This window comes from Mesorhizobium sp. M4A.F.Ca.ET.022.05.2.1 (genome assembly GCF_003998845.1).
Taxonomy (GTDB): domain Bacteria; phylum Pseudomonadota; class Alphaproteobacteria; order Rhizobiales; family Rhizobiaceae; genus Mesorhizobium.
Window position 1 is genome coordinate 1 of the sequence record NZ_RZOJ01000146.1, and the last position, 12,775, is coordinate 12,775.

Sequence of the window (12,775 nt, forward strand, 5' to 3'; positions counted from 1 at the left end):
ACCGAGCGCCGAGGACCTGGCCGAGCGGCGCGAACGGATGGACCGCGTGCTCGGCGCCGTGCTGGCCGAGCCCGACGCGGGTTTTCGCGTCGTCGGCGTGCTCTATCAGGAGTTTGTCGTCCGCTGCCGCATCGAGGGGCTGGCCTCGGTCGTGCCCGACCTTGCCGAGTTCCGCCGAATGCTGACGCGGGCGCGGGCCGGCCTCGGCTCCGAAATGGCGGAGGACGATGCCTGGCGCGACGTCTCGGTGCGCGCCTCGCTGCTGCCCGAGGACATGCAGGGCGTCTTCATGATGATCGCCCGCGCGGCCAAGGAGGGCCGGCCGTGCCCGAGCGACGCGGCGATCGCGCGCGCCTATGGCTCGCACTCGCTGCGCCGCGCGCGCCGCCTGCTCACCTATATCGAGGAGCAGGGCCTGATCGTCTGCCAGCTCGACGGCACCGGCCGGCGCACGGTGACGCTGGTCGAGCTCGCCTGGGCGACGGCGCCGGGCGATCCGAATGCGGAAGAGGCGGAGCTAGGCGTTTCGTGACGAAAACAAGGCCCCTTGCGGGGCCTTGCCTTATTACCCACCGAAGCTAGCGCCCTGCCTATTTGCCCATCAGCTGCTTGGCGTTCTCGGCGGTGATTGCCGTGGTCTCCACCGTCACCGTCGGCTCCACCGAGGTCGCGCAGTCGAGCAGGATCTTCTTCGACATCTCGATCGCTTCCTTGGCGCCGGTCGGATACGTGAAGGTCGCCGCCCAGTCGCCCTTGGCGACGGCCTCGATGCCGCCGGCCGGACCGGGCAGGCCGTCGGTGCCGATGATCTTGACGTCCTTGCCGGCGCCCTTGGCGGCCAGCAGCGCGCCGGCCGCCATCATGTCGTTCGAGGCGTAGAGCACCTTGATGTCGGGATGCGCCTGCAGCATGGCGGCAAAGGCGGTCTGGGCTTTATCCGGAACCCAGTCGGCGGCCTGCTCGGCGACGACCTGGATCTTGGCGTTCTCCTTCACGCCGTCCTTGAAGCCGTTGAGGCGCTCCACCGCCGGCGTCGAGCTCGGCAGGCCTTCCAGCACCGCCGTCTCGCCACCGTCGGGCAGCAGCGTCTTTGCGGTGTATTTCCCGGCTTCGAGCGCGATCTTGTAATTGTCGCCGCCGATGAAGGCCGTGTAGTCCTTGCCCGGGTCGCCGACCGTCTTGCGGTCGAGCTCGATCACCGGAATGCCGGCATCCATGGCGCGCTTCACGGCCGGCGTCAGCGGCGCTGCTTCGAAGGGCGAGATCAGCAGGATATCAACCTTCTGGGTGATGAAGTTGTCGACCTGCGAGGTCTGCGTGTTGACGTTGCCGGCGCCGTCGGCGATCTGCAGCGTGAACTGCGGAACGTCCTTGGCCGCGGCCGTCAGTTCGTCATTGACGTGCTGGCGATAGGGTTCGGCGTTGTTGGCCTGCGAAAAGCCGATGACGAACTGACCGTCCTTGGCGCAGGCCTTGACCAGCGGCTCGGCGGCCTGTGCGCTGCCGGCGATACACAGGCCGGCGCCTGCCAGAAGCGCGGCCCGAAGGACGCGCGATCCTCTCAACGTGGTTTTCATGCTCACTCTCCTCCTCGTCTGGCCGGGGGCGGACAGACCTGTTTGGTTCAGTCTCGGGGGTATGCTTGCCGCCAGCCTCCTACCTGCCCAATCCCTCGCGGCGGCGAACGAGGGATTGAAGCACTGCCGCCAGCACGATGATCGCGGCGGTCGCGAGCAGCTGCGTGGCGGGGGTGATGTTGTTGAGCTGAAGGATGTTGGCGAGCGCGCCGAGCATAATAGTGCCGGCGACGGTACCGACCATCGAGCCGGCGCCGCCGAACAGGCTGGTGCCGCCAATGACGACGGCGGCAATCGCCGTCAGCTCATAGCCCATGCCGTCATTGGCGCTGCCGAAGTTGAACTGGCCGGCATGCACGATGCCGGCAAGTGCGGAGGCAAAGCCAGTGATGGCGTAGACAGAGATCTTCACCATCGACACCGGCACGCCGGAAATGCGCGCGGCGCGCTCGTTGCCGCCGACGGCAAAGACGTAGCGGCCGAAACGCGTGGTGTTGAGCACCACCGTGGCGATCGCGGCAAAGGCGATGAAGACGATGGTCGCCACCGGCACTGTGTTGTCGAACAGCCGCTCGCCCAGCACCGCGAACACCGGCGGCGCCAGGCCCGGACCCTCGCCATAGGAGATGTTGATGTATTGGTTGCCGGAAACGATGAGCGCCAGGCCGCGCGCCGCCTGCAGGCCAGCAAGCGTGACGATGAACGGTTCGAGCCGGAAGCGGGTGGAGATCGTGCCCTGGACGATGCCGAAGACGATACCCATGGCGAGCACGGCCAGAATGGTCGAGATCAGTCCGAAGCCGCCGGAGATCATCATGGTCGCGGTCACCACGGCGGAGAGACCGAGCACCGCGCCGACCGAGAGGTCGATGCCGGCGGTGATGATGACGAAGGTCATGCCGATGGCGATGATGCCGGTCTCTGACACGGCGCGCACGATGTTGGCGATGTTGTCGGGGTTGAGGAACAAGATCTCGCCATGGCGCCTGGGCGAGAAGATGACGCCGCCGATCGCCACCAGCACCAGGCCGATCAGGCTCTGGAAGCGCACGATGATCGCCAGCGGATCGACGCGCCTCGCCGCAGGAGCAGCGGGTACCGAAGGGCTTGAAGCTGCCGGGCTCGCCGCCACCGAAATCTTCTGGTCCGACATCAGGCCTCCCTGCCGTTTGCCGCGGCAAGCACGGTGTGCTCGTCGACGCCGCCAATGAATTCCGCCACGTTGCGCCCCTGGCGCAGCACCACGATGCGGTCGCAAAGTCCAATCAGCTCCGGCATCTCGCTGGAGGCGACCAATATGCCGAGCCCCTGCGCCGCGAGCGCTCTCAGCCGCGCATAGATTTCGCCCTTGGCGCCGACGTCGACGCCGCGCGTCGGCTCGTCGAGGAGCAGCAGGCGCGGGTTGCCGAGAATTTCCTTGGCCAGCACCACCTTCTGCTGGTTGCCGCCCGACAGCGCGCCGACGGATATGTCCGGGTTCTTCGGACGGATGTCGAACTGGCCGAAGGACTGTCTCACCGCCTCGGCCTGGCGGCGCGGCGACATCAGGCCGGCCGGCGAGATGCGGCGGATCACGGACATCACGAGGTTGAGGCCGACGGCCATTCTCAGCATCAGGCCGCTGCCGCGCCGGTCGTCGGTGACGAAGGCGATGCCGGCCTTGCGCGCCGCGTCGATGGAGTCGAGTTTCACGGGCCTGCCGTCGACTGCGACCTCGCCCTGCCAGCGGCCGGCGAGACCGGTGCCGTAGAGCGCGGAAAGCAGTTCGGTGCGCCCTGCTCCCATGATGCCGGCCAGACCGACGATCTCGCCCTCCCTGACCTCGAGCGAAATGCCGCTCGGCGGCTGCCAGCCGGCGCTTTCCCGGGCGAGCCTGAAGCTGGCATCCTTGAGGCGGAGCAACGTCTTGCCGGCGCTTCTGGCGCGTGCGGGGTAGAGTTCATCGAGCGAGCGCCCGACCAGGAGCCGCACCAGCTCGGCCTGCGGCGCGTGCGGCTCGGTGACCCCGGCGACGCGGCCGTCGCGCATCACGGTCACGCGGTCGGCGATCTCGGGCACTTCCTCCAGACGGTGCGAGATATAGACGATGCCGACGCCGGTCGCGGCGAGCTTCCTCATGATGTCGAACAGACGCTCGACCTCTCCGACGGTGAGTGCCGCCGTCGGCTCGTCCATGATCAGCACGCGCGAGGCATAGGACAGCGCCTTGACGATCGCCACCACCTGGCGCTGGCCGATGGAGAGGTCGGCGACGAGACGCGCGGGGTCGATGGCAAGTTCGATCGCTTCCAGCCGCCGCTTCGCCTCGCGGCGCATCGCCGGCACGTCGAGCAGGCCGCCCGGTCGCATCAATTCGCGGCCGAGGAAGAGGTTCGCCGCGACATCGAGCGAGGGCACCAGGTCGAGTTCCTGGAAGATTGTGGCGATGCCGGCGGCCTGCGCCTCGCGCGGGTTGTTGAAGGTGACCGGCTTGCCGTCGATCTGGATTTCGCCCTCGTCCGGCGAGTAGACGCCCGACAGGAGATTCATCAGCGTCGATTTGCCGGCGCCGTTCTCGCCGAGCAGCGCGTGGATCTCGCCCGGCTTGAGATCGAAGTCGACGCCGCGCAGCGCCTGCACGCCGCCGAAGCGTTTCACCGCACCGGTGACCGAAAGCAGCGGCGCGCTCATCTCGGCCTCGCGCAGGACTGGCGTGCCTGCAGCCTTGCCTGCAGCCGCACGGCACGCGGCGCTGCGTGGCTGGAGGCGATGCGCTCGCTGAGCAGCGCCGCCGCCTGGCGGCCGATCTCGGTGCAGGGCTGCTCGACCAGCGTCAAACGCGGCTCGAAGCAGTCGGCCCATTCGAAATCATCGAAGCCCGCCAGCGACAGGTCGCCGGGGATCGAAAGACCCTTCTCGCGGATGGCGCGGACTGCCCCGATCGTCGTCATGTTGTTGCCGGTAACCAATGCGGTGGGCGGCGTGGCCAACGACAAGATCGCATGCGTCGATGCCGTGGCGCTCGCCGTGTCGACATTCTCCGGCGAGACATAGTGCGGCAGGCACTCAAGTCCATTGGCGGCGAGCGAGGCGCGGAACGCCTCGATGCGCTCGCGCGTGGTGGCCAGCCCCGGCTGGCCGGCAATGTAGCCGATGCGCTTGTGGCCGAAGGAAGCGACATGGTCGATGAGGGCATGCATCGCCGTGTCGTTCTCGACACCGATCTGGTCGAAGCGGTCGTCAGCGAACCGGTCGATCAGCACGCAGGGCAGCTTCTTCTCGGTAAGATAGTCGATCGCGCGCTCCGGCGAGCCCGACGGCGCCAGGATCACGCCGTCGACGCGGCGCTGGTGGAAGGCGCGCACCACCTGAAGCTCGCGGTCCGGGTCTTCCTGCGTGTCGGACAGAAACACCATCAGGCCGAGCCGCGCACATTCGGCCTCGACCGCGCAGATGATGTCGGTGAAATAGGGATTGGAGATCGCCGAGATGGCGAGCCCGACGCTATTGGTGGTGGACGCCTTCAGCGCGCGTGCCAACTCGTTGGGCTGGTAACCCATCGTGGCAATGGCATCGTTGATCAGCCTGGCCTTCTCGGGCGAGACGAAGCGGGTGCCGTTGACGACGTGCGAGACTGTCGAAACCGAGACGCCGGCGCGGCGCGCGACCTCAGCCATTGTCGGCATGCGTATGGAGTGCCCGCAAGCGCTCCTCCCTTGTATGCGTTTCCCAACCGCTCTTCGGCGGATTTCTTAGAAACCATAGAGACATCGAAACGTTTGCGCAATCGATTCGACAAAGCCCGCGACAAATTTTGTCGCGGGCTGAAAACTTGGAGATCAGGAGGTGAAAGCCAGCCAGGCCGTGCCGGCGAAAAGCGTGACCAGGGTCAGCGGCAGGCCGACCTCGAAGAAGGCGGAGAAGGAAAGCTCCTTGCCCGCCGCCTTCGCCTGTTCGGCAACGATCAGGTTGGCAACGGAACCGAGCAGCGTGAAATTGCCGGCGAGCGTGGAGCTCATCGCGACCACCAGCCAGGCGCGCTCGGGGTTCTCGAGGCCGGGAATGAAGGGCCTCAGCGCCAGCACCGCCGGCACGTTGCTCATGACGTTGGAGAGCACGGCGGTGAAGCCGGAGAGCCGCCAGACATCGTCGAGCCCGATGTTTTTCGCCCAGGCGATCATATCGGGCGTCAGCAGCGTCTTTTCGGCGCCGGCCACCACCACGAACAGGCCGGCGAACATGAACAGCAACGGGCCGTCGATCTCGCGATAGATGCGATGCGGCTTGATCGCGCGGGTGACGAGCAGGAAGGCGCCGGCAATCAGCGCCGCCTTGGCAACGGCAACGCCGGCGAAGAACGCGACCGCCAGCACGACGCAGACGACTACCGCCTTCAGTACCTGTCCCGGCAGCATGCGGCCGCGATAGACTTCGGGACTGAGCTCCACGGTGCGGGAGAATTCGGCGCGGTAGACGATGCGCAAGATGACGATAACGGCGAGAAGACCGAACAGCGCCACCGGCGCGAGCGCGGCCGAAAAGGCCGGATAGGAAATGCCGGACAGCGCGCCGATCACCATGTTCTGTGGGTTGCCGGTGATGGTGGCGACACTGCCGCAATTGGAGGCGGTGCAGGTGGCAATCAGATAGGGAACCGGGTTGCGGTTGATGACGCGCGTGACGTGGACGACGATCGGCGCCATCACCAGGCAGATTGCGTCATTGACCAGGAAGGCCGAGAGGACGCCGGTCAGCAGCGTCACCATGACCAGGAGCATGAACGGCGCGTGCGCATGCTCGATGGCGAAGCCGCCGAGCGCGCGAAAGGCACCCGAGACCTTCAGATGCGCGACCACGATCATCATGCCGAGCAGCAGCGTGATGGTGTCGAAATTTATGGCGCGGTAGGCGTCCTCCATGCTGATCGCGCCGACGGCGATCATGGCCGCGCCACCGAGCAGCGCGATGCCGGCGCGGTCGAGGCGCAGGCCCGGAAAGCGGCCGACGGCGACACCGGCATAGGTCAGGATGAGGATCAAAAGTGCCGCCGCGCCAGTCCATGTCATTGGCAGAAGTTCCGTCCGAGCTCGCCCCTGCCCGGCAGATTCTGCCCGGCGGCATTCTTCGCTCCACCTTTAGCAAGCGCGCGGCAAAGCGAAAGCGGTTGTGCGGTTGAAACTTTTCGTGCGACCCGACGATAAGGCCGCGGCGTCCGAACAAACAGGCGGGTTTGCTCAGTGGCTAGTCTGCGACCGGCTTGCCCTCGGCGCTATCGTCGCGTTCCGGCTCCAGAATTCCAAACTCCTGCGATTTCAGCCCCTGCTCGGCCTTGAGGAACCCTTCCGCGGCGAGGCCGCGCCGTAGCAGTTCCCGCACGGCCGCCGACCGGCTCGGCATACGCTTTTCGAAGCGCCAGTTTTCCAGTGCAGCCAATTCGTCAGCCGTCAGCATGATCTGGAGTCGTTCAGGTCGTTCCAGTTCGCCCATTTGTGCCTCCGCCAAGACCAAAATGCAGTGAGTTAGTATCTGGCTCACTATCAGCAAAGTTAGGATTTGGCGCACATGCCGTCAAGCGCGACTGATGGGTGATCGGCGCAAAAGCCCAACGATGCGGACAAGACATCGACCAAGCATTCAACAAACTATACTAACTAATTGATTTTATTTCAATATTTTTGACATTATGCTTGCTATCGCAATGTGCCGGGCGCATGCTCGAAAATGAGGAAAAACGCCTCACCGGAAGGCAACTGCCATGCGCGACAGCTATTCAAGCCAATTGCGGGAAGACCTCAACTCCCTGGTCGTGGCGGCGATCCATTCCACGGGCGTGGTCAATGTCGCTATCGTGGCTGAGCGTGTGCGCCTGCGAAACCTCGACGAAAACGTCGCGCGCGAAGACCTCGAATATATGGTCGTGCAAACAGCCGAAATGTATGGGGCAGCCATGGAGTTCGATTGCGCGCTCGTCGTCGAGGTGGCTGAGGGACCCTGTCCGGCGCCGGTTTCCGAGTAAGGATTGGATTGCCAGCGCGTGGTTTCGGCCGGCCGCGCCGTCAATCCATCTCGTCAAGAGAGTTTTTCACGTATCGCAAAGGCGCTTCAAGCTTCCAGCGTACACCGTGCTCGCCGAACTCCAGCTGTCCGGTACCGCCCAGCGCCTGCGGCGCGATCCGTTTCAGCACAACCGAGCCGAATCCGCGACGTTTCTCTCCATCCAAGGGCAGTCCATCGTGCTCGTGCCAGACCAGGCCAAAGACCTCCTCGCCATTCGCTCCGGTGGTTATGGCCCATTCGATCTCGACCTGCCCGACCGGGTGAGACAGGACGCCGTACTTTGCCGAATTTGTCGCCAGTTCGTGGAAGGCGATGCCGAGATATTGGACGGCGTTCGGCTTGAGCATGATCACCGGCCCCTTTGCCGACAGGCGCGACTGCGCCGCGAAGACCCTTACCTGCGCCTCGACCAGCTCGGCAACCGTCGCGCCGCGCCACTCAGCATTGACAAGCAGATCGTGCGATTCCGAAAGCGCCAGGATGCGTTCGCGTACCTGGTCCAGAAAGACCTCCGGGGTGCTCGCCTGCTTGCTCGTCTCTCGGATCATCGAGATGATGACCGAGTACTGGTTCTTTACGCGATGGTTGACCTCGCGCATGAGCAGGCGGATGCGCCGTTCGCTCTCCTTGTGAGAGCTGATGTCGCGCGCAATCTTGGACGCGCCGACAATCCTGCCGATGCCGTCGCGTATCGGCGAGACTGTCAGCGAAACGGGAATGCGCGTGCCGTCCTTGCGCTGGCGCACCGTCTCGTAGGACGGCACGACCTCGCCGGCGCGAATGCGGGTGATGATCGAGACCTCCTCGTCCAGATAGTCGGGCGGAATAAGGATCGTCACCGGCCGGCCGATCGCCTCCGCCGGCGTGTAGCCAAAGAGGCGCTGCGCCGCGTCGTTCCAGCTGGTGATGATGCCGTTTATGTCCTTTGAAACGATCGCATCCATCGATGACTCGACAATGGAGGCAAGCCGCGTGCGGGCTTCGTCCGCCATCGTCTGCGTGCGCAGGTCAAGCAAGGTGGTGATTGCGCCGATCGTATCGCCGGCCTCATTGCGAAGCAGGACGGGATGCGCGCTGAATGGGATGAGTTCTCCGTTGGGCCGCTCGGCTATCGCCCGCCCCCAGCGAACGTCCTTTTCTTCGCGCAAGGCAATGGCCATCGGGCATTCTTCATGCGCCATCTTGCTCCCGTCGAGATGACGCAGCTTCCATGACCCGCACCACCGATCCTCGTTGAGCACGGGACGATGCCCCCAAAGTTCGGCCGCGGCTTCGTTGAAGAAAGTGATGAGGCCCTGCTTATCGGTGGTGTAGACGGCGACTGGCAGCGCCCGCAGCAGATCGACGGCATGGGCGCCTGGAAGCCCGATGCCGCCATGTTCAATCGTATCCACCGACCCCCTCGCCTTTCGATACCGCAAAATTAACTCGACAAGGAATGCGCGTGAGGGATTTCGGTTCCCCGGCAACGCGTCGCCGGCCGGCCGGCGATCGCCAGTTCCCGGCTACGCTTGCAGAGTCGTCAAGGGCGGGAACTGTCTGCCACCTCCAAATGAATATGTGAGGGAACCATCACCAGCGCGAGCGGTTCCCCCAAAAGTCGCGACACGACGAAACTGCAACCAAATGGAGACAGCCATGACCATGAGAATCCTCGCAGCCGCCATGCTGACGCTTGGCCTCGGTACATCGGCGATGGCCCAGACCGCCGGCGACACGGCCGGCTCAGGCATGGTCGACGGCAGCGGAAAATCGGTCGTTGTCGACCCCAATGGCCCCAATACGGTCGACCTGAACGACCCCGATGCCGTCGATCCCACGCCGACCTACAGCATAGACGGCATGGCCAGCCCGTATGCGACGAGCCCGACCCCCGATCAGAACTGCCCTGTCGGGCCGCAGGGCGCGCAGCCTGACGCAAGCGGGACATCGCCCGGGACAAGCGCGCCGACGGTGAACGACAACCACTGCGGCAAGTAACCGGCGCATCGCCGTTCGGCGGCCGCGGACAACGACTTCGCGGCCTCCGCCGGTTCCCGCGGGGGAACCGACCTTGCAGCAGCAGCGTTTCCAGGATGTATTGAGTTCCGAAACAACCTGGGAGAGAGGACGTGGCTCTATCGGCTCTCATCGGCATCCTGATCACCTTCCTGGTGATCATCCTCGTGCTCTTCCTCGTCCAGCGCCTGCCGCTCGACGGCCGCACGCGACAGATCGCGCAGATCGTCGTCATCATCATTGGCATCATTTCACTGTTGAAGTATCTGGCTGTTTTCTAGCCCTTCCCGAGGGGAAGATGTCCAGCCGAGGCTCCCCGATGAAAACCAGTTCGATCGCATGGATTGCCGGCACGATGCTGCTTGCCTTCACGGCCACAGCCCACGCCCGCCTCGATACCCGTACAATGAGCTGCGAACAGGTGCGGTCCCTGATCCAGGGCCATCGCGCGGCCGTGCTGACCACGGGACAGAACACCTACGACCGCTATGTGCGGCAGTACGGCAATGAGTGCGACTGGCCTGAGGTGCCGACAGCCGCCTCCGTTCCGGCGCGTGACGGCCAGTGCCGCGTCTACCGCTGCCAGGAGCCAGTGTTCAATTTTCCCAACTAAATATGGCCTCGTCGTTCTCGCAACGGATGCGTGGAACCGTTGCCCTTCGCGCGAATTGATTCGGGGTCGAACATTTCGACGTGTTGTCGCGGCCAGCAGAGCGGCGCGAACCAGGAGGAACAGCCATGTCCAGCGATATCAGGCGCAGCGGCAGCTGCCTGTGCGGCGGCGTCCAGTTCTCGGTCACCGGCGAGCCGCTTCGGGTCGGACTTTGCCATTGCAAGGATTGCCGCAAGACCAGCGGATCGGTCTACCAGGCTTTCGGAATCTGGCCGCTTGAGGCGTTCGAGACGACCGGCATCGTCAGCACCTATGGCGGCAGGAGCTTCTGCCCGACCTGCGGCGGCCGTGTCACATCGGTCGGCGAAGAGGAGGCCGAAGTGATGCTTGGCAGTCTCGATGTGGCGCCGACGGAGCTTGAACCGAAATACGAGTTGTGGACGGTGCGCCGAGAGCACTGGCTGCAGCCCCTGCCCGGCGCCCAGCAGTTCGGACACGACCGGACCGAAGGCGAGGCGGCTGACGAAGGCGAAGCACGCATAGCCGCGGAGGGCGACGGGGAATCGGCCCGCAGCGCAGCCTGAACCTGCAGCCAGGATGGCCAACTTGCATTTTGCAACCGATGGTCGGTTTGCCGCGGGTACCATGCTCAGTTAAGATTCGACTTGCGGTGGACCTATTGGAAACCGCTTTGGCCGGCGCGGCTCAGGCAACGCTCCCAACATTGCCGCGTCGGCCTTCCAGAATCGAAGGACGCGCGGTATGTTTTCCGGGCCGGGCGGTACAACCTTTGATATTGTATTACGACTCACATAGCTTGGTTATCTAGTGAAGTACCAAGTTATGGTTGCGCTACCGGCCCAGACATTCTTTCGATGAAAGAAAATTCGCTCAAAGTTATTTTTTTCAGTGCGTCAACTACGCCACCCAAGTAGCAGACAAGCTGACGCATCGTGATTTTGGGCGGTCTTGTACAAAAGGCCACCTTGTTTCTTTTGGTTCATGTTACATACTGTTGCGAATCTTGAAACCGAACGGGGCGGTTTTCATGACTGCGGTACCTGAAGGGGGGCGCGGCGATCATCTGCGATATCCTCCGATCGACGGGTTCTGGACCTGGGACATCAAGCGAAACCGTGTCTACGGTGACGCCAACCTTTCCGACTATTTCGGGCTCACGCTTGAGGAATTCTCCCATGGCGCGCCACTTGAAAGATGCATGGAAAGCATCGAGGCCGAGGATCGGCTCCGGGTCCATGTAGCGATTCGCCGGGCGGTGGAGCGCAGGTCGAGTTTCCGGGAGGTCTACAAAGTCCGTTCGGAAAAGATGGGCCTTCGCAAGATCCTGGCGGTCGGCCAGTGCTTTGTCGACAACCTTGGAGAAGCAGCTCTCTATCCCGGCTGGTTCGTCGATCTGGCACAGGAGGAGGATACAGAGGAGGCCTCCTTGCGCGAAATCCACCGGCATATCGAGCAGGCCAAGGAAATCTCGCAATCGATCGGACACACCCTGCTCTTCTACCTGCTCGACAATGCCCAGGAAGAGGTGCAACTGCGTCTTGGCGGCGGATCGAGGAGGCGCAAATCGTCCTAGCGCGCACCCTAGCCTCTGGGCGGCGTCCTGCCTTGCTTGCTGATTTCGGCCGTCACCATGCGGGCGAAATGCGACTGCGGCGAGCGACGTTCGAGCAGTCTGGCGCGTTCGAGCGCCGTATCGCCGTAGAATTCGACCAGCACCGCGGCTGCAGTGGCCGCGTCGGCCTTCAGCTTGCCGATGTCGGCCTGTTCGCTATGCCTCGAGGGGCCGTTCCTGGCGATCACGTCCAGCATGGCTTGCAACTTTTCAGGAGTGCTGCCCTCGTCTTCGTGCATCGTCGCGGTCCGATTGGTCGCGCAAAATATCGACATTTCCGAGGAATGTCCAACAGCTTCGTTGATCGCGCAGGGATACAACCAAATACAGCTTCACCGCGAGTCTCTCCACAATCTTGATGCAAGCAACAGTCAGCCACACTTCCCACGCAGACATTGGGGGCACCGATGGACCAGCCGAGCAAAATGGAAAACCTGCAGTTCGCGCAGGGGATCTTGAGGGAACTGCGCCAGAAAGCTGAAGCCGATGGCGAGAAGCTTCTGACCTATCTGATCGACATGGCCTATCTCGAAACCAGCGACCGCATCCGCGCGCACTGGATCGGGAACCATGAGAGCGACGGCCGCCGCGCCAAGGGCTGATGCATGTCGACCAAAAGTGCGTAGCGGTTTTGGGACGAAGATGCATCAAACATTAGCTTGAGCGCGTTCGGTCAGGCAGGACGCGCCCTAGATCGGTCCGTGGCCCGCTGCCAGGATCTGGAAACGCAAGAAAGCCCGCCGTGCCTTTCGGGCACGACGGGCGCAATTGGCAGGATTGGCGGTCCGGGCCGAGTTGTCGACACAAGCAAGCCCGCGCCTCTCGCAGAGGACGCGGGCCCGGATCGGGATGCCGGCCCGATCAGGCAGCATACCTTTGCGCGCTGCCGGAACATGAACTCTTAGCGTATGCTAATGT

Annotated in this window: 15 protein-coding genes and 1 pseudogene; 8 read left to right on the forward strand and 8 right to left on the reverse strand. The window is 63.8% G+C overall.

All coding sequences use genetic code 11. From position 1 onward, the window contains the following. Positions 1-532 (forward strand): annotated as a pseudogene (locus EN745_RS17240) (ATP-binding protein); the annotation flags it as partial. Between the two features lie 58 nt (positions 533-590). Here EN745_RS17240 and EN745_RS17245 read toward each other — a convergent pair. From EN745_RS17245 to EN745_RS17270, 6 genes are all read right to left on the reverse strand, one after another. Further along, a complete protein-coding gene (locus EN745_RS17245) occupies positions 591-1,577 on the reverse strand; it encodes a substrate-binding domain-containing protein (RefSeq protein WP_126055188.1) in 987 nt (328 codons plus the stop codon). Positions 1,578-1,656: 79 nt separating this feature from the next. Continuing rightward, positions 1,657-2,730 (reverse strand): ABC transporter permease, encoded by a 1,074-nt coding sequence (locus tag EN745_RS17250; protein ID WP_245455491.1) that lies wholly within the window; start codon positions 2,728-2,730, stop codon positions 1,657-1,659. Beyond that, positions 2,730-4,247, reverse strand: coding sequence for a sugar ABC transporter ATP-binding protein (locus EN745_RS17255; RefSeq protein ID WP_127421837.1), 1,518 nt, complete (start codon positions 4,245-4,247; stop codon positions 2,730-2,732). The genes EN745_RS17250 and EN745_RS17255 overlap by 1 nt, the downstream gene beginning before the upstream one ends. Then, a complete protein-coding gene (locus EN745_RS17260; RefSeq protein ID WP_245487754.1) occupies positions 4,244-5,233 on the reverse strand; it encodes a LacI family DNA-binding transcriptional regulator in 990 nt (329 codons plus the stop codon). Before EN745_RS17260 ends, EN745_RS17255 begins: the two co-directional genes overlap by 4 nt. A 162-nt stretch (positions 5,234-5,395) precedes the next feature. Beyond that, the gene (locus EN745_RS17265; RefSeq protein WP_126055191.1) at positions 5,396-6,622 is read right to left on the reverse strand and encodes an anion transporter; all 1,227 of its coding nucleotides are present in this window, start codon (positions 6,620-6,622) and stop codon (positions 5,396-5,398) included. Positions 6,623-6,797: 175 nt separating this feature from the next. After that, positions 6,798-7,043 (reverse strand): hypothetical protein, encoded by a 246-nt coding sequence (locus EN745_RS17270; protein ID WP_126055192.1) that lies wholly within the window; start codon positions 7,041-7,043, stop codon positions 6,798-6,800. A gap of 268 nt (positions 7,044-7,311) precedes the next feature. Between EN745_RS17270 and EN745_RS17275 the strand changes: the two genes are divergently transcribed. Continuing rightward, positions 7,312-7,572, forward strand: a complete 261-nt coding sequence (locus tag EN745_RS17275; protein ID WP_126055193.1) for a hypothetical protein — start codon at positions 7,312-7,314, stop codon at positions 7,570-7,572. 40 nt (positions 7,573-7,612) lie between these two features. On the opposite strand, the gene EN745_RS17280 is transcribed toward EN745_RS17275, so the two are convergent. After that, positions 7,613-9,007 (reverse strand): PAS domain S-box protein, encoded by a 1,395-nt coding sequence (locus EN745_RS17280; protein WP_245487755.1) that lies wholly within the window; start codon positions 9,005-9,007, stop codon positions 7,613-7,615. A gap of 244 nt (positions 9,008-9,251) precedes the next feature. Here EN745_RS17280 and EN745_RS17285 point away from each other — a divergent pair, with 244 nt between their 5' ends. The 5 genes from EN745_RS17285 (at position 9,252) to EN745_RS17305 (ending at position 11,818) form a co-directional block, all read left to right on the forward strand. Further along, a complete protein-coding gene (locus EN745_RS17285) occupies positions 9,252-9,593 on the forward strand; it encodes a hypothetical protein (RefSeq protein ID WP_127421839.1) in 342 nt (113 codons plus the stop codon). A 131-nt stretch (positions 9,594-9,724) separates the two neighbouring features. Beyond that, positions 9,725-9,892 (forward strand): Thivi_2564 family membrane protein, encoded by a 168-nt coding sequence (locus EN745_RS17290; protein WP_126055195.1) that lies wholly within the window; start codon positions 9,725-9,727, stop codon positions 9,890-9,892. A 38-nt stretch (positions 9,893-9,930) separates the two neighbouring features. Next, positions 9,931-10,224: a hypothetical protein gene (locus tag EN745_RS17295; protein ID WP_127421840.1), complete on the forward strand. Its 294-nt coding sequence runs from the start codon at positions 9,931-9,933 to the stop codon at positions 10,222-10,224. A gap of 125 nt (positions 10,225-10,349) precedes the next feature. Next, complete coding sequence (locus EN745_RS17300) at positions 10,350-10,808, forward strand: GFA family protein (protein WP_127421841.1); 459 nt, start codon at positions 10,350-10,352, stop codon at positions 10,806-10,808. Positions 10,809-11,071: 263 nt separating this feature from the next. After that, positions 11,072-11,818, forward strand: a complete 747-nt coding sequence (locus tag EN745_RS17305) for a PAS domain-containing protein (protein ID WP_127421842.1) — start codon at positions 11,072-11,074, stop codon at positions 11,816-11,818. 8 nt (positions 11,819-11,826) lie between these two features. On the opposite strand, the gene EN745_RS17310 is transcribed toward EN745_RS17305, so the two are convergent. Beyond that, a complete protein-coding gene (locus tag EN745_RS17310) occupies positions 11,827-12,096 on the reverse strand; it encodes a hypothetical protein (RefSeq protein ID WP_126055199.1) in 270 nt (89 codons plus the stop codon). Positions 12,097-12,264: 168 nt separating this feature from the next. On the opposite strand from EN745_RS17310, the gene EN745_RS17315 reads away from it, so the two are divergent. Beyond that, complete coding sequence (locus tag EN745_RS17315; protein ID WP_126055200.1) at positions 12,265-12,459, forward strand: hypothetical protein; 195 nt, start codon at positions 12,265-12,267, stop codon at positions 12,457-12,459. Positions 12,460-12,775 lie beyond the last annotated feature (316 nt).